This is a genomic window from Mycetocola reblochoni REB411, from assembly GCF_900163835.1.
Taxonomy (GTDB): Bacteria; Actinomycetota; Actinomycetes; order Actinomycetales; family Microbacteriaceae; genus Mycetocola_B; species Mycetocola_B reblochoni.
Genome location: NZ_FUKR01000056.1, coordinates 54,550 through 70,011, shown reverse-complemented (window position 1 = coordinate 70,011; position 15,462 = coordinate 54,550). Strand labels below are relative to the sequence as shown.

13 protein-coding genes are annotated in these 15,462 nt (G+C 71.0%); 8 read left to right on the top strand and 5 right to left on the bottom strand.

Going from position 1 to position 15,462, the window contains the following annotated elements; all coding sequences use genetic code 11:
* Positions 1 to 46 precede the first annotated feature (46 nt).
* Together gad and gadC are read left to right on the top strand one after the other, a co-directional pair.
* On the top strand, positions 47 to 1,450 hold the full coding sequence (gad, locus tag FM119_RS10090) for a glutamate decarboxylase (protein WP_179205289.1): 1,404 nt from the start codon (positions 47 to 49) through the stop codon (positions 1,448 to 1,450).
* A 23-nt stretch (positions 1,451 to 1,473) separates the two neighbouring features.
* Complete coding sequence (gene gadC, locus FM119_RS10085; protein WP_087137706.1) at positions 1,474 to 3,183, top strand: glutamate/gamma-aminobutyrate antiporter GadC; 1,710 nt, start codon at positions 1,474 to 1,476, stop codon at positions 3,181 to 3,183.
* Here the strand turns inward: gadC and FM119_RS10080 are convergent.
* Both FM119_RS10080 and FM119_RS10075 read right to left on the bottom strand, forming a co-directional pair.
* On the bottom strand, positions 3,180 to 4,748 hold the full coding sequence (locus FM119_RS10080; protein ID WP_087137704.1) for a sensor histidine kinase: 1,569 nt from the start codon (positions 4,746 to 4,748) through the stop codon (positions 3,180 to 3,182). The genes gadC and FM119_RS10080 overlap by 4 nt on opposite strands.
* Positions 4,745 to 5,494 carry a response regulator transcription factor gene (locus tag FM119_RS10075; protein ID WP_087137702.1) on the bottom strand — a complete coding sequence of 250 codons (750 nt, stop codon included), beginning with the start codon at positions 5,492 to 5,494 and terminating at the stop codon, positions 4,745 to 4,747. Before FM119_RS10075 ends, FM119_RS10080 begins: the two co-directional genes overlap by 4 nt.
* 185 nt (positions 5,495 to 5,679) lie before the next feature.
* Here FM119_RS10075 and FM119_RS10070 point away from each other — a divergent pair, with 185 nt between their 5' ends.
* Positions 5,680 to 7,176: an ABC transporter permease gene (locus FM119_RS10070; RefSeq protein WP_087137700.1), complete on the top strand. Its 1,497-nt coding sequence runs from the start codon at positions 5,680 to 5,682 to the stop codon at positions 7,174 to 7,176.
* Positions 7,177 to 7,215: 39 nt separating this feature from the next.
* The gene (locus FM119_RS10065) at positions 7,216 to 7,896 is read left to right on the top strand and encodes an ABC transporter ATP-binding protein (RefSeq protein WP_087137698.1); all 681 of its coding nucleotides are present in this window, start codon (positions 7,216 to 7,218) and stop codon (positions 7,894 to 7,896) included.
* A gap of 60 nt (positions 7,897 to 7,956) precedes the next feature.
* On the opposite strand, the gene FM119_RS10060 is transcribed toward FM119_RS10065, so the two are convergent.
* The 3 genes from FM119_RS10060 to FM119_RS10050 all read right to left on the bottom strand — a co-directional run bounded on the left by FM119_RS10060 (position 7,957) and on the right by FM119_RS10050 (position 10,957).
* The gene (locus tag FM119_RS10060; RefSeq protein ID WP_420845587.1) at positions 7,957 to 9,474 is read right to left on the bottom strand and encodes an amino acid permease; all 1,518 of its coding nucleotides are present in this window, start codon (positions 9,472 to 9,474) and stop codon (positions 7,957 to 7,959) included.
* A gap of 98 nt (positions 9,475 to 9,572) precedes the next feature.
* Complete coding sequence (locus FM119_RS10055) at positions 9,573 to 10,238, bottom strand: YoaK family protein (RefSeq protein ID WP_087137696.1); 666 nt, start codon at positions 10,236 to 10,238, stop codon at positions 9,573 to 9,575.
* Positions 10,235 to 10,957: a FadR/GntR family transcriptional regulator gene (locus tag FM119_RS10050; RefSeq protein ID WP_087137694.1), complete on the bottom strand. Its 723-nt coding sequence runs from the start codon at positions 10,955 to 10,957 to the stop codon at positions 10,235 to 10,237. The genes FM119_RS10055 and FM119_RS10050 overlap by 4 nt, the downstream gene beginning before the upstream one ends.
* 255 nt (positions 10,958 to 11,212) lie before the next feature.
* Between FM119_RS10050 and FM119_RS10045 the strand changes: the two genes are divergently transcribed.
* The 4 genes from FM119_RS10045 to FM119_RS10030 are packed head-to-tail and all read left to right on the top strand — an operon-like array spanning position 11,213 to position 15,334.
* Positions 11,213 to 12,127, top strand: coding sequence for an ABC transporter substrate-binding protein (locus tag FM119_RS10045; protein WP_218778765.1), 915 nt, complete (start codon positions 11,213 to 11,215; stop codon positions 12,125 to 12,127).
* An 11-nt stretch (positions 12,128 to 12,138) separates the two neighbouring features.
* A complete protein-coding gene (locus FM119_RS10040; protein ID WP_087137690.1) occupies positions 12,139 to 13,737 on the top strand; it encodes an amino acid ABC transporter permease/ATP-binding protein in 1,599 nt (532 codons plus the stop codon).
* A gap of 47 nt (positions 13,738 to 13,784) precedes the next feature.
* Entirely contained in the window at positions 13,785 to 14,234 is a 450-nt protein-coding gene (locus tag FM119_RS10035; RefSeq protein WP_087137688.1) for a RidA family protein, read from the top strand.
* Positions 14,231 to 15,334 (top strand): acetamidase/formamidase family protein, encoded by a 1,104-nt coding sequence (locus tag FM119_RS10030; RefSeq protein ID WP_087137687.1) that lies wholly within the window; start codon positions 14,231 to 14,233, stop codon positions 15,332 to 15,334. Before FM119_RS10035 ends, FM119_RS10030 begins: the two co-directional genes overlap by 4 nt.
* Positions 15,335 to 15,462 lie beyond the last annotated feature (128 nt).

The window sequence follows — 15,462 nt, the reverse complement described above, 5'->3', positions numbered from 1 at the left end:
CCCAGGTGCGCGAGCCCCGCTCGCGCTGAGAGCCGGGAGCATGTCAATGACTCAGAACGGAATCCACACCGAAGACACCACCGACGGCGAGCGCGTCGAGCTGAACCCCGTGTTCGCCCGCCCGGGGGAGGCGACGTCGTTGCCGAAGTTCCACTTCCCCGACGACGAGTCCCTGCCGGAGACCGCCTACCAGATCGTCCACGACGAGTCGATGCTCGACGGCAACGCCCGGCTCAACCTCGCCACCTTCGTCGGCACCTGGATGGACGACCACGCCTCCAAGCTGTACCTCGAGGCCGCCGACAAGAACATGATCGACAAGGACGAGTACCCGCAGACCGCCGAGATCGAGACGCGCTGCTGGCGGATGCTCGCCGAGCTCTGGCATGCCCCCTCCGCGGAGGGCGCCATCGGGACGTCGACGATCGGCTCCTCGGAGGCCTGCATGCTCGGCGGCCTGGCGCTGAAGCGTCGCTGGCAGCACGCCCGGCGCGCCGCCGGCCTGTCGACCGAGCGGCCGAACATCGTCCTCTCCAGCGCCGTGCAGGTGTGCTGGGAGAAGTTCTGCAACTACTTCGAGGTGGAGCCGCGGTACGTCCCGATCAGCGAGGAGCACAAGGTCCTCGACGGCGACGGCCTCGACGCGTACGTCGATGAGAACACCATCGGCGTCGTCGCCATCCTCGGGGTGACCTACACGGGGATGTACGAGCCGGTCGAGCGGATCGCCGCAGCGCTGGACGACATCCAGGAGCGGACGGGCCTCGACGTGCGGATCCACGTGGACGGCGCCTCGGGGGCGATGATCGCTCCCTTCCTCCAGCCGGAGCTCAGCTGGGACTTCCGGATCGAGCGCGTGGCGTCGATCAACACCTCCGGCCACAAGTACGGCCTCGTCTACCCCGGGCTCGGCTGGGTGGTCTGGCGTGACGTCGCGTCGCTTCCGGAGGACCTGGTGTTCCGCGTGCGCTACCTCGGCGGGGACATGCCCACCTTCGCCCTGAACTTCTCCCGGCCGGGGGCGCAGGTGCTCTTGCAGTACTACATGTTCCTCCGCCTCGGCCGGTCCGGGTACACGGCGGTGCAGCGGGCCTCCAGGGACGTCGCTCTCTACCTCTCCGACGCGATCGGGCGCATGCCGGAGTTCGAGCTCTGGAACGACGGCTCCGACATCCCCGTGTTCGCCTGGCGCCTGCGCGAGGGCCACACGACGAACTGGAACCTCTACCACCTCTCCGACCGCCTCCGGATGAAGGGCTGGCTCGTGCCCGCCTACCCGATGCCGGACGAGCTGACCAACATCACCGTGCAGCGCATCGTCGTCAGGAGCGGCTTCAGCCACGACCTGGCCGGTTCCTTCCTCGACGACCTGCGCGCCGAGGTCGACTACCTCGACGCCCTCGACGGCCCGTTGCCCGCCGAGACCCAGCACGGCGGATTCCACCACTGAGGCCGGCGGAGACGGAGGCGACGATGTCCGATTCACCACAGCTGCCACCGACGCCCGCCGAGGACGGCCGCACGGGCCCGACACCGCCGGAGCGCGCGGACGGCACCCACGCCCCGTCGCCCGAGCACGTGCGGCCTCACCCCTACGGCACCAGCCGGTCCCGCCGCCCTCCCGGCCACGCCGGCCCGGCCATCGGGGCCCCCGCGGCCGGGCCGACGAGCTTCATGACCGTGATGCAGCTGTCCATGCTGACCGTCGTCGTCGTCGCCTCGCTGCGGTCGCTGCCGGCGATGGCGTCGTACGGGCTCGGCTCGGTGGCGCTGTTCGTCATCCCGGCGCTGCTGTTCCTCGTGCCGACCGCGCTCGTCGCCGCCGAGCTGGCGACGGGGTGGAAGGGCGGCGTGTTCACCTGGGTGCGGGAGGCCTTCGGCGAGCGCGCCGGCTTCGTCGCCATCTGGCTCCAGTGGATCCAGAACGTCGTCTGGTACCCGACGCAGATCGCCTTCATCGCCGCGAGTCTGTCGTTCGTCGTCGGAAACCCCGGGCTGGCCTCGAACGGCGTGTACACGGCGGTCGTCATCCTCGTCCTCTACTGGGGGTCGACCCTCATCGCCCTGGCCGGCGGCAAGCTGTTCGCGAGCGTCGGCAGCTGGAGCGGCATCTTCGGGACCCTCGTGCCCGCCGTGCTCCTCATCGTCCTCGGCGCCGTCTGGCTGGGGACGGGCGAGCGGTCGCAGACCCCACTCGGCCTGTCGGACGTCGTCCCGCCGTGGACCGGGATCGCCTCGATCGTGCTGGTCGTGTCCAATGTGCTCGCCTACGCCGGCATGGAGGTGAACGCCGTCCACGCGAACGACCTCAAGAACCCCGGAAAAGGCTTCCCCCGGTCGATCCTCATCGCGACGGTGCTCATCCTCGGCGTGTTCATCCTGCCGACGATCGCGATCGCCGTCGCCGTGCCCTCGAGCCAGCTCGGCGTGACGAACGGGATCAACCTGGCGTTCCAGGCCTTCTTCGACCACTGGGGCATCGGCTGGGCGACCCCCGTCGTGTCCCTGCTCATCGCCCTCGGCGCGTTCGCGTCGGTGGTGACCTGGATCGCAGGGCCGTCGAGGGGGCTGCTGGCCGCGGCGCGCACGGGGCTGCTGCCGCCGTTCCTGCAGAAGCGCAACCGCGCCGGCGTCCAGGTGGGGATCCTCGGGGCGCAGGGAGCGGTCGTCACGTTGCTCGCGCTGCTGTTCGTCCTCGTGCCGAACGGCAACACGGCGTTCATCGCTCTCGTCGACATGGCGGCGGCGCTGTACCTGATCATGTACATGATGATGTTCGCGGCGGCGCTCCGGCTCCGCCGCACCCAGCCGACCGTGGTGCGCAGCTACCGCACGCCGGCGATGCGCTTCGTCGCGTGGCTGGGCATGATCTCGTGCGCCGCGGCGTTCGTCCTCGCCTTCGTCCGGCCGAGCGGCTTCACCGGGCTGTCCGAGCTCGGGTACCCGCTCGTCGTCGTGGCCGTCGTCGTGCTGCTCGGCGGGCCTCCGCTGCTGTTCTACCGCCTGCGCCGGCCCGCATGGGACCAGAGGACCGCGGCGGAGCGGTCGAGCGCGGACAGCGTGCTGGTGAACCCGCCCGCGGTGAACAGCACGGCCGCACCGGACGACACGGCTGCACCGGACGACGACGCCGCGCCCGACGGCACGAGCACCCCAGACGGCACGGCGGCGCCGGAGGCCTAGTCGACCGGACGACTCCGTTCGGCGTCGGCGTCATCGGCCGACACCGAATCGGACGGCGAGGACGGCGAGGACTCCGACGGCGACGGCTCGGCCGGCGCCAGCTCGGCCGACGACGCAGCCGGCGCCAACGGCAGCCGAACCTCGAAGCGGGTCGCGCCCGGGACGCTGCTCACGTCGGCCGAACCGCCGTGGGCGCCCACGATCCCCGACACGATCGCGAGGCCGAGCCCCGTGCTGCCCGTCTCCCGCGAGCGCGAGTCGTCACCACGCACGAAGCGCTCGAACACCCGCTCCCTCAGCTCCGGCGGAATGCCGGGGCCGTCGTCGGAGACACTGACCACGACGTCGTCCCCGCGCAGCTCCACCCCCGCCGTCACGTGCGTGCCCGCCGGGGTGTGCACCCTGGCATTGGCGAGGAGGTTCGCCACCACCTGGTGCAGCCGCGACCGGTCCCCGACGAGCGTGACCGGCTCGTCGGGGAGGTCGAGCTCGAACACGTGGTCGGGGGCGGCGGCGTGGGCGTCGTTGACCGCGTCGATGACGAGCATCGTCAGGTCGACGTCCTCCCTACCGAGCTCCCGTCCCTCGTCGAGCCGGGCCAGCAGCAGCAGGTCCTCGACGATCGCGGCCATCCGCGCCGACTCGGACCGGATCCTCGTCAGCGAGTAGGCGACGTCCTCGGGGATCTCGTCGCCGTAGCGGCTGGCCAGCTCCGAGTACCCGGAGATCGCGGCGAGCGGGGTGCGCAGCTCGTGGCTGGCGTCCGAGACGAAGCGCCTGACCTTGTTCTCGCTCGCCTGGCGCGACTGCAACGCCGCGGAGACGTGGCCGAGCATGCGGTTGATGGCGGCCCCGACGCGGCCGACCTCTCCCCTGTCGTCCGCGTCGCCCTCGGGGACGCGGACCGACAGCGCGCCGTCGCCCCTGTCGAGGGGCAGCTTCGACACCGCTGCCGCCGTCGCCGCCACCCGGTCGAGCGGGCGGAGTGCCAGGCGGATGGTCCCGTACGCGACCGCGCCCGCCACCGCGAGGACGAGAGCCGTGATCACGGTGATGAGGACGACGAGCTGCGACACCGTGAGGGACACGTCGCTCAGCGGTGTGCCGATCATCACGGTGATCCCCTGCTCCAGCTGGACGTGCATGACGCGGTAGAGACCGGCGTCGCCGCCCAGGTCCACCGTCGACGTCGTCGCCCCCTCCGCGGCGCGGGTCAGGATCGCCCCCTGCTCATCGGTGAGGGCCGTGGCCCTGGCATCCAGGTCCAGGTACGAGGCGGAGTAGAGCTCGCCGTTGACGAAGCTCGCCCCCAGGGCGCCCGGGCCGAGGCCCGGCTCGCCGATCAGCCCGGGCGCGCCCTGCTGCGGCGAGTTGGGATTCTGACCGGTCAGCCGCTCGATGGACCGGCCGAGCTGCTCGTCCGCGCGGTCGTACAGCTGGCCCTGGACGGCGAAGACGCTGGCGTAGCCGACGACGATGCTGCCGAGGGCGAGGATCGACACGACGATGAGCACCAGGCGGTGCCGGAGCGTCAGCGCACCGGTGAGCTCCCTGAGCCGGGTCACGCCACGGCCGGCTTCAGGACGTAGCCGACGCCGCGGATGGTGTGGATCATCGGCTGACGCCCGGCGTCGATCTTCTTCCGCAGGTACGAGATGTAGATCTCCACGACGCTGGCCTTGCCGCCGAAGTCGTAGCTCCACACCCGGTCGAGGATCTGCGCCTTGCTGAGCACGCGCTTCGGGTTGCGCATCAGGTAGCGCAGCAGCTCGAACTCCGTCGCCGTGAGCTCGATGTCGGTCCCCGCCCTGCTGACCTCGTGGCTCTCCTCATTGAGGCTGAGGTCGCCGACGGTGATGACCGGCCCGTCGCCGGTGGCCTGCAGGAGCGTGGAACGCCGGATCAGGCCGCGCAGCCTGGCCACGACCTCCTCGAGGCTGAACGGCTTGGTGACGTAGTCGTCGCCACCGGCGGTGAGCCCGGCGAGCCGGTCGTCGAGGGAGTCCTTCGCGGTGAGGAAGAGCACCGGCACGTCGTCGCCCCCGCTACGCAGCCGGTGCAGGACCTGCAGTCCGTCGAGGTCGGGCAGCATGATGTCGAGCACGATCGCGTCCGGCTCGAACTCCCTCGCCGTGCTGAGCGCCTGCTGACCGTTGGCCGCGGTGCGCACGTCCCAGCCCTCGTACTTGAGGGCCATGCGCAGCAGTTCGGTCAGCGTCGACTCGTCGTCGACGACGAGGACCCTGACGGCGCTGCCATCGGCGCGGCTGAGTCGGGTCTGAGGGGCTGAGGAGAAGGTCGTATCGCTCACGTCATCAGTATCGACGCGTTCGCTATGAGGAATCTATGACGAGGCCGCGGATCGCCTATCGACGCGGGGCCGGTCCCGGCCGTCCGCTCATAGCGTCGCCATAGCGCCGCGCGACGAGCGGCATAGCCCCGCTGCCTAGCGTGACAGCGCGCGGCACCCCGGCCGCCCCCAGCAGAAAGAACCCCATGTTCGGAAGTTATCTCCGCCGCGAACTCCTCGGCCGGCGCAAGAACACGATCATCATCGCCGCGGGGATGGCCCTCGCGGTCGCCCTCGTCATGCTCGTCACCTCCCTGACCGCCGGCGTGCGCGCCGCGCAGGCCGAAGCGCTCGAATCCGTCTACGGCGTCGGAACCGACATCACCGTCACGACCACACCTGCAGCCCCCGAGGAGGGGCAGGAGGGTGAGGGCGGCGGAGGGCCGGGCGGCGCCCAGTTCGACTTCGGCGCGAACGACGGCGAGGAGAGCGACGGAACCACCAGCCTCAGCCAGTCGATGCTCAGTGCCGACCGCGGCACCGAGACGTTCAGCGCCGACGCGCTGACCACCGTGCTCGGGGTCGACAACGTCTCCTCGGCGACGGCGACCCTCGCCCTGACGAACACCAGCTTCGACGGCGAGATCCCCCAGATGAGCGAGGACCAGCAGGAGCAGGGCAGCGCCGAGGGCCAGGGCGGCGGAACCCCTCCCCAGGGCGGACCCGACGGCGCGGGCGGCAGCAGCTTCTCCGTCGACTCGTTCACCGTGCTCGGCGTCGACCCGTCGGTCAGTGACATCGGACCGCTCAGCTCCGTCACCCTCGCCGACGGTCGCCTGCTCACCGCTGACGACGCGGGCCAGAACACCGCGGTCGTCGACAGCGACTACGCCACCACCGCGGAGATCGCCGTCGGCGACACCCTGACGGTCGGCGACACCGAGGTGAGCGTGGTCGGCACGGTGACCTCGACCGGGACAGACGAGTCGGCCGCGAACGTGTACCTCCCGCTGGACACCGCCCAGACGATCTCCGGGCTCGACGAGCAGATCTCCACCATCCAGGTGCAGGCCGCCAGCTCCTCCGCGATCACGCAGGTCGCCGACGACATCGGCGAGGCCCTGCCCGACACCACGGTCAACACGCAGGAGGAGCTCGCCAGCTCCGTCTCGGGGTCGCTGAGCTCGGCGAGCGCGCTCGTCACCAGCCTGGGTACCTGGCTGAGCGTCATCGTGCTGGCCGCCGCGTTCATCCTGGCGATCCTGTTCACCGTGTCAGGGGTCACCCGTCGCACGCGTGAGTTCGGAACGCTCAAGGCGATCGGCTGGTCGAACCGACGCATCGTCGGGCAGGTCGCCGGTGAGTCGCTGGTGCAGTCGCTCCTGGGAGCCGTGATCGGCCTCATCATCGGTGCCGCCGCGATGCTCACGGTGACGGCGATCGCCCCGAGCGTCGGCGGAAGCAGCACCACCGAGAACGCGGGCGGAATGATGCAGGGCGGCCCCGGCGGTGGCGGCGGATTCGGAGGCGCAGGCATGGGCCAGACGGCGGACACCGCCGTCACCCTGACCGCACCGTTCACGCCCAGCGTCATCCTCATCGCCATCGCGGTGGCGGTCGCGGGTGGCCTGCTCGCCGGCGCGATCGGCGGCTGGCGTGCCGCGAAGCTCCGGCCCGCGGCGGCGCTCGGCTCCCTCTCCTGACCCGGCACGCATCCGACTCCCCCAGAGAAACGAGACACCATGTACACCCTCACCGACCTGACGAAGACATACACCGGCAAGCGACAGGCGCGGGTCACCGCGCTCGACTCCGTCAGCATCACCATCCCCGACGGCGAGTTCGTCAGCATCCAGGGTCCGACCGGCGGAGGCAAGTCGACCCTGCTGCAGCTGCTGGGCGCGCTGGACCGGCCGACGAGCGGTTCGCTGAGCCTCGGCGGCACGGACATCGCCACGCTCAAGGAGCGGGAGCTGGGCCGGCTGCGTGCCGACGACATCGGCTTCGTGTTCCAGGGATTCAACCTGATTCCCACGCTCACCGCGCAGGAGAACGTCGAGACCGCCCTCGTGCCGCAGCATGTGGCGGCCGACGAGCGTCGGCAGCGTGCCCGCGAGGCGCTGGAGTCGGTCGGGCTGGGCGAGCGCACCGACCACCTGCCCTCGGAGCTCTCCGGCGGACAGCAGCAGCGCGTCGCGATCGCGCGCGCGCTGGTCAAGCGTCCGACCGTGCTGCTGGCGGACGAGCCGACGGGCAACCTGGACGAGCACACGCGCGACGAGATCATGGCGTTGCTGGAGTCGCAGTGGAAGGACCGGGGTCTGACGATGATCCTGGTCACCCACGACTCCGCGGTCGCCCGGCGGGCTCAGCGCCGGCTGCGGCTCGCGGGCGGTCACGTGCAGGACATCACCGCGGCCTGACGGGGGCACCCGGGGCTGGACGGCGGTCGCGGCGCATCGCCGCGGCCGCCGTTGCGGTTGTCAGGGAGCGGGTGCGACCGCGTCAGCACTCCCGCCGCCGTTGCCGTTGCCATTGCCGTTGCCGTTGCCGTTGCCGTTGTCCGCATCGGCGTCGTCCTGGCCGTCACCGGTAGGGAGCACCGGCCGGGTTTTGCCCTCGGGCCGGACCAGGAACCGGTAGGCGAGCAGCAGGCCGAGCAGCCACGAGACCCCGACGACGAGCGCGATCCGCGTCTCAGGGAGCACCGCGATCACGACGAGCACGCCGAGCACGAAGGCAAGCGTCAGCGCGGGCAGCCACGGCCACCCGGGGACGGCGAACGCGGGAGCGGGTGCCCCGGCCCGACGCAGCTCCCGGCGCATGGCGGCGTGGGTGAGCAGGATCATCACCCACGTCCACACGGTCGCGAAGGTCGCGATCGAGGCGACCACGGCGAAGACGTCCTCCGGCAGCAGCGCGTTGACGAGGGCGCCGACGGCGAGCGCCGACATCATCACGCCGACGGTCAGCCACGGCACCCCCGAACGGCTCAGCCGCATGAACGCGCGCGGCGCGTGGCCCTGCGCGGCGAGGCCGAACATCATGCGCCCCGCCCCGAAGATGTCCGAGTTGATCGCGGAGAGCGCCGCCGTGATGACGACCGCGTTGAGGATGTGCGCCGCCGCGGGGATGCCGAGCTCGCTGAAGATCGTGACGAAGGGGCTCTCGCCGACCCCGATCCGGTCCCAGGGCACGATCATCATGATGACGGCGAGCGTGAGCACGTAGAACAGCAGGATTCGGACGGGCACGGTGTTGATCGCGCGCGGGATCACCCGGCGGGGGTCCTCCGACTCCCCCGCGGTGATGCCGATCACCTCGATGCCCCCGAACGCGAACATGACGATCGCGAAGCTCGCGACGACGCCGAGCACGCCGTGCGGGGCGAAGCCGCCGCTGCCCAGCAGGGTGTCCAGCCCGGCGGCTCCCGGAGAGGCGGTGGCGAAGCCGAAGACGACGATCGCGGCTCCTCCGACGATCATCGCGACGATCGCGGCGACCTTCACCAGCGCGAACCAGAACTCCAGCTCGCCGAACACCCGGGCGGTCACGAGGTTGAGCGCGCCCAGCAGCAGGATCGCCGCGACGATCCACACCCAGCGCGCCACGTCGGGGAACCAGAACCCCATGTAGACGCCGAAGGCGGTGACGTCAGCGATGGCGACGACGATCATCTCGAAGGTATAGGTCCAGCCCGTGGTGAAGCCGGCGAGGGGGCCGAGGTAGCGGGCCGCGTACTGGCCGAACGAGCCCGACACCGGGTGCCTGACGGCCATCTCGCCGAGGGCCCGCATGATCACGAACACCGCCGCACCGCCGATGAGGTAGGCGAGCAGGACCGCGGGCCCCGCCGTCTGGATGGCCTGAGCCGAGCCGTAGAAGAGCCCGGTGCCGACCGCGGCGCCGAGCGCCATGAATCGCACGTGCCTGGCGGTGAGCACGCGCCGCTGCGTCCCGCCGATCCCCTGCGCGCCGCCGTCGGGGCGTGGCCCGTCGATCCGGGTCCCCGCGCCGGGGCGCGTACCGCCTGACACCGCTCGGGCCTCCCTCCGCCGCGCACCTCGCGGCCCGGAGCGAGCCTAGTGCGTTCGCCGGGTCACACCGTGCCGGGGCGCAGGCGCAGCAGCGGGACGACGAGGGCGACGAGCAGGCAGGCGACCCCGACGGCGAGCGGTCCTCCGCCCGCCGTGAGCAGCACCGAGCCGGCCGCAGCCCCCGCCCCCATGCTGAGCACGGCCGCGCCGCGCTGCACCCAGGCCTGACCGCGCCCTCCGGCGAGGCGGCCGTCCCTGGCGAGGTTGGCGAGCGTGTTCGTCACGACGATCGTGGTGATGTCGCTGTTGCCCAGCGGCTTCACGGCGGACACCTGCGCGCCCATCGCCGCGGCAAGCGCGCCGGTCATGCCGAGCTCGACGACGTGGACGCCGGTGCCGACGAGCAGCCAGACGAGCGCGACGGCGCCGATCACGGCCGCACAGCCGAGCAGGGTCGCCTGCGCCCGGCCGCCGAGGTCGTCCGCCCTGCCCCTCGGCACGATGCGCCCGCTGACGATCGAGCCGAGCACGAAGCCGCCGAGGGCGACGAGGTTGTTCAGCAGGGGGATGTCGTCGACGCCGGTGAGCGCGAAGCCGACGAAGAGCACGTTGCCGGTCATGTTCCCGGTGAACACCCGATCAAGAGCGAGGTAGCTGACCGCGTCGAGCAGTCCGGTGGCGAAGGTCAGGATCAGCAGGCCGGTGACGTCGCGGCGGAGGCGGGTCATCGAGCGGCCTCGTTCCCCGCGCGGCGATCGCGCTCGGTGGCGATGGCCTCGCCCACCTCGACGAGGTGGCGCTCCATCGCCCGCTGTGCGGCGTCCGGGTCGCCGGAGCGTACCGCGACGAGGATCGCCTCATGCCCCCTGGCCGACATGGTCCTTCCGGTCCGGTGGGCGTGGGAGTCGCGGCGCAGCGGCGTGGTCCAGTCCACGACGAGCCGTTGCAGCTCGCTGAGCAGGGGGTTCCCCGCGGCGCTCGCGAGCGTCTGGTGGAAGGTGGTGTCCAGCTCGAGCGAACGGGCCGCGGTGATCGGCCCCCCTGAGGCGGCGACGAGCTCCTCGAGCGCGACGATGGAGGCGCTCGTGGCGCGCTGGGCAGCGAGACGGGCCAGAAGCGGTTCCACCGCGAAGCGGAGCTCGGCCACGTCGTCGTGCCGCCCTGCCGCGGCGACGAGGGCGTCGAGGTCGCGCTCGCGGTCGCCGAGCTCCCGCACCCGGGTGCCCCTCCCCCTCGTCCGTTCGATGAGCCGCCTGTTCTCCAGCTCGTGCATGGCCTCGCGCAGGGTGGTGCGCGACACGGATAGCTGCTCGGCCAGGGCACGCTCTGCCGGCAGCCGTTCCCCCGGGGCGACGGCACCGGTCGCGATGAGGCGTTCCAGGTGGGCCGTGACGGCGACGGACTCCTTGTCGGTGCGTCGCGGCAGCGGGGGGATCAGGGCGGTCATGCCACCTCCTTCCGGTGTGTGCGTTCAGGCTAGCAGCGCCGACCGCTCTGGTCGGACCAAAACACCGCATGAACGACGGCGCGTGTTTCCCCTGTGTAAAGACGCAATTACAAGTCATCGAAACGACGACGACGACGTTTTCTTCACGCATAACCTGACGTCAATTGGTCGGACCAATCGACCAACTCGTGTCCATCCGCTCCATGACCGGACGCGCTCACCCCGCCCCGCCCCTCCCAAACGAAGGACACCATCGTGACGCGCACACGCACCCTCGGCATCGCCGCAACCGGCTCCGCACTGATCCTCGCGCTCAGCGCCTGCAGCAGCCCCACGACCCCGACCGCATCGCCCACGGACGAGTGGGCCGAACTCGCCGCGGGCGAAACCTGCAGCCAGCTCCGCGAGGAGAACCCCGACCTCGTCGGCCAGACCAAGACCAACGCCCTCAACCCGCACACCCCCGGGTACGAGACCATCAGCGCCGACGACCCGAACAGCTACGAGGGCTTCGACATCGACCTCGGCAACGCCATCGGCGCATGCCTCGGCTTCAACGTCGACTACGTCCCCGTCGGATTCGCCGAGCTAATCCCCACCGTCTCCAGCGGCCAGGCCGACTGGATCGTCTCCAACCTCTACGCGACCGAGGAACGGGCCGCGGGCGGCGTCGACTTCGTCAGCTACTCGAAGGTCTTCGACGGCATCCTCGTCGCCTCCGGCAACCCGAAGAAGCTAACCGGTATCGACACGTCGCTCTGCGGCACGACCGTGGCGCTGAACAAGGGCTACGTGGAGGTCCCCCTCGTTGAGGCCGTCGGCCCCGATTGTGAGGCCGCGGGGTTGGACGCGCCGACCGTGAGCCTGTTCGACTCCAGCGCCGACTGCGTGCAGGCCATCCTCTCGGGACGGGCGGACAGCTACATGAACGACATCAACACCGTGATGCGCTACATCGCGGAGCACCCCGACGACCTCGACTCCGCGGAGACGGTCATGCTCGACTACGAGATCGGCATCGGCATCCCGCAGGGCGAGCATGCCTTCCGTGATGCCGTCGCCGCCGCCATCGCCCAGATCCAGTCGGAGGGGATCCAGCAGGAGCTCGCCGCCCGGTGGAAGCTCGAGTCAAGCGAGGACGCCGAGCCGACCATCCTCAGCGTCGGCTGAGGCAGACCGCCATGGACATCACCGGCTTCCTGCACTACCTGACGCTCCCCTACCTCGTCGAGGGGCTCCTGGTGACCCTCCAGCTCACCGCCTTCGGGTTCCTCGGCGGTATGGCGCTCGGCGCGGTACTCGCGGCGATGCAGCTCACCCGGTTCCGAACACTGACCGTCATCGCGCGCTGCTACACCACGCTGTACCGCGGCACCCCGCTCATCCTGCAGCTGGTCTTCACCTTCACCGTGCTGCCGCACGCCGGCGTGGTCCTCACGCCGATCGTGGCCGGTTCGCTCGCGCTGGCACTGAACGAGGCGACCTTTTTCTCCGAGATCTTCCGCTCGGGCATCCGAGGGGTCGACCAGGCGCAGACCACGGCGGGGCGGGCGCTCGGGCTCGGTCCGGGCGCGCTCATGCGCCGGGTCACCGCGCCGCAGGCGTTCCGCCAGATGGTTCCCGCCCTCGGCAACGAGGCAGTGGCGACGATGAAGAACTCGGCACTCGCGTCGATCATCGCGGTCCCCGAGCTCACCCTGCGCACCCAGCAACTGGCGAGCTCGACCTTCGACTACTTCGAGATCTACGTCGCCACCGCCGTGCTCTACCTCCTCCTGACCGGGGCGATCACCGGGGTGCAGCTGCTCGTGGAACGCCGCTCGGTCCGCATCGCGGGCGTGCGCTCGCGTCCTCTAGCCCGGCGCAAGCGAGGGCGAGCGGAGACGACCGCCGCGAGCACCGCGGGGCTAGGACGGGGGCCCGGGACGCCGCCAGAGCTCGCCGGACCGGTCGAAGTCGTCGAGATGCGCGGCGGTGCGCCCGCTGAGGACGGACGGCCAGAGGCACGCGGCGCAGCGCTGGCGCTGACGGGGATCGTCAAACGCTACGGCGAGCGCACGGTGTTGGACGGCGTCGACCTCGCGGCACAACCGGGCGAGGTCGTCGCCCTGCTCGGCCCGAGCGGGTCGGGCAAGTCCACCCTGCTGCGCATCATCGACCAGCTCGAGACACGCGACTCCGGCACCGTCACCGTGAACGGCGCCGAGCTGGGGATCGGAGCGACCGGGCGCCGGCACTCGGAGTCGCGACTGGCCGCCGAGCGCGTCGACGCGGGGGTCTCGATGGTGTTCCAGAACTTCGCGCTATTTAGCCATCTCAGCGTTGCCGAGAACGTCGCGGGACCGCTGCGCTGGGTGCACGGCTGGGCCGCGGACGCCGCTGCCGCCCGCGCTCACGAGCTGTTGGGCAGGGTCGGGCTGGGCGAGTACGCGGACGCGGCCCCGGCGAGCCTGTCGGGCGGCCAGCAGCAGCGCGTCGCCATCGCACGCGCCATCGCCGCCCGACCGCGGCTGCTGCTCCTCGACGAACCAACCAGCGCACTGGATCCGGAGTTGGTCGCGGAGGTGCTCAGGGTGATCACCTCCCTCGCCAGGGACGAGGGACTGACCATGGTGCTGGCCACGCATCAGCTGCGCTTCGCGCGCCAGGTCGCCGACACGGCCGTGTTCATGGCCGGGGGCCGCGTGGTCGAGACTGGACCGGCCGAGCGCGTGATCGGCGATCCGAGCACCCCGCAGGCGGTGACGTTCATGACCGCGATGAACGCGGCCGAGGTGTGAGTGCGCGCATGCGGCAGACGACGACAACGACGACAGGAACGAGGACCATGACCACGAACGCCACGACGACCGCACCGGATGCGGGCATTACGACGAGGACCGCGCTCGACCTGACGGGACACCCCGACGTCCCGGCCCGGGTGGGGCCGTTCTCCCACGCGGTGCGCTGGGGCGACCTGCTGTTTGTGACCGGGCAGATGCCCACGCTGCCCGACACGGGCGAGGTCGTCGCAGGCGGCGTCGCCGAGCAGACGGAGCAGGTCCTGCGCAACCTCACCGCCGTCCTCGCCCCCTGCGGCGCGGGGCTCGACGATGCGCTCATGGTGCGGGTGTACCTGGAGGACTTCGATGACTTCGACGCCGTCAACACGGTCTATCGTCGGTGGTTCGCCGAGCCGCGGCCGGCACGGACCTGCGTCGGCGTCCGCGGCCTGGCGGTCGGCGCACGGGTGGAGATCGACCTCATCGTCGGTCTGGTCGACGGGGGCGAACGATGAGCGCGATCCTGGACCCCGGACGTGGCCCGATCCGGGCGGACAACTACCTGCCGTGCCGTCCGGACGAGGTCGGCTGGGGCTGGCTGCCGACGGCGGCGAGCACACCGGTCATGACCATCGGCTCCGGGGAGTCCGTGACCCTCGACACGCTCTCCCACGAGGGGATCCTGGCCGATCAGGGGAGGGACCCGCGGACGTTCCTCGGGACACACGGCGTCCGCGACGTCCTGGAGGACGCGGTGGAGCTCGCCGCGAGCGAGGTCCCCAACGGCGACGAGGACGGCCCGCACGTGGTCACCGGCCCGATCGCGGTCACCGGGGCGCGGCCGGGCGACGTCCTGCGGGTCGACGTGCGCGCGCTCGACCGTCGCGTGCCGTACGGCTTCATCAGCAACCGGCACGGCTTCGGCGCGCTCCCCGGCGAGTACCCGCTCGACGACAGGCACCCGTGGACGCCGGACCTGCTTCCGGGCGGGGGTGTCTCGCACTTCTGCTGGGTGGAGGACTCTGGGGACGGAGCGCGGGGCCGGTTCAGCGTCGGCGCAGGCAGGACCGCGTCGTTCCAGCTGGCACCGTTCCTCGGGCTCATGGGCGTCGCAGGCCAGGACGACGCCCCGGTGCACTCCGTTCCCCCGGGGCCGCACGGGGGGAACATCGACATCAAGCATCTCGTCGCCGGTAGCACGCTGTACCTCCCGATCAGGGCCGATGGCGCACTCTTCTACGCGGGCGACCCTCACTTCGCGCAGGGCAACGGCGAGGTGGCGCTGACCGCTTTGGAGGCGTCGCTGCGCGCCACCCTCACGCTCACCGTCATCCCCGCCGACGAGAGCACGGGGCTGTTCGGGGCCCTGACCACCCCGCTGGCGGAGACGACGGAGCACTGGATCCCCACCGGAATGGCGGCGAGCCTGGACGAGGCGATGCGCCGGGCGGTGCGGGAGGCGATCCGCTTTCTGTCGGAGCGCTTCGAGCTGCCTCCCCAGTCCGCGCTGGCCTATCTGTCGGCCGCGGGCGACTTCGAGGTGTCGCAGGTGGTCGACGGGGTCGTCGGGGTGCACTGCCTGATCCCCAAACGCGACTGGTCCAGCTGGCACTGAGCCGGACCGCTCCCCCGGCTGCGCGGGCCGGGGGACGCGCAGCAGCGAGGTGGTTGATAAAAGTCAATCATCGGCATATGGTTGACATTCATCAACTAGATCCGGGCGCGACGACGAGCTCAGGATGA

What these genes read in the sequence shown, in the direction of transcription:
- gadC (WP_087137706.1), top strand. Translation starts at nt 1,474, where the DNA reads ATGTCCGATTCACCACAGCTGCCACCGACGCCCGCCGAGGACGGCCGC.
- FM119_RS10065 (WP_087137698.1), top strand. Translation starts at nt 7,216, where the DNA reads ATGTACACCCTCACCGACCTGACGAAGACATACACCGGCAAGCGACAG.
- FM119_RS10055 (WP_087137696.1), bottom strand. Translation starts at nt 10,238, where the DNA reads ATGACCCGCCTCCGCCGCGACGTCACCGGCCTGCTGATCCTGACCTTC.
- FM119_RS10040 (WP_087137690.1), top strand. Translation starts at nt 12,139, where the DNA reads ATGGACATCACCGGCTTCCTGCACTACCTGACGCTCCCCTACCTCGTC.
- FM119_RS10035 (WP_087137688.1), top strand. Translation starts at nt 13,785, where the DNA reads ATGACCACGAACGCCACGACGACCGCACCGGATGCGGGCATTACGACG.
- FM119_RS10050 (WP_087137694.1), bottom strand. Translation starts at nt 10,957, where the DNA reads ATGACCGCCCTGATCCCCCCGCTGCCGCGACGCACCGACAAGGAGTCC.
- FM119_RS10070 (WP_087137700.1), top strand. Translation starts at nt 5,680, where the DNA reads ATGTTCGGAAGTTATCTCCGCCGCGAACTCCTCGGCCGGCGCAAGAAC.
- gad (WP_179205289.1), top strand. Translation starts at nt 47, where the DNA reads ATGACTCAGAACGGAATCCACACCGAAGACACCACCGACGGCGAGCGC.
- FM119_RS10030 (WP_087137687.1), top strand. Translation starts at nt 14,231, where the DNA reads ATGAGCGCGATCCTGGACCCCGGACGTGGCCCGATCCGGGCGGACAAC.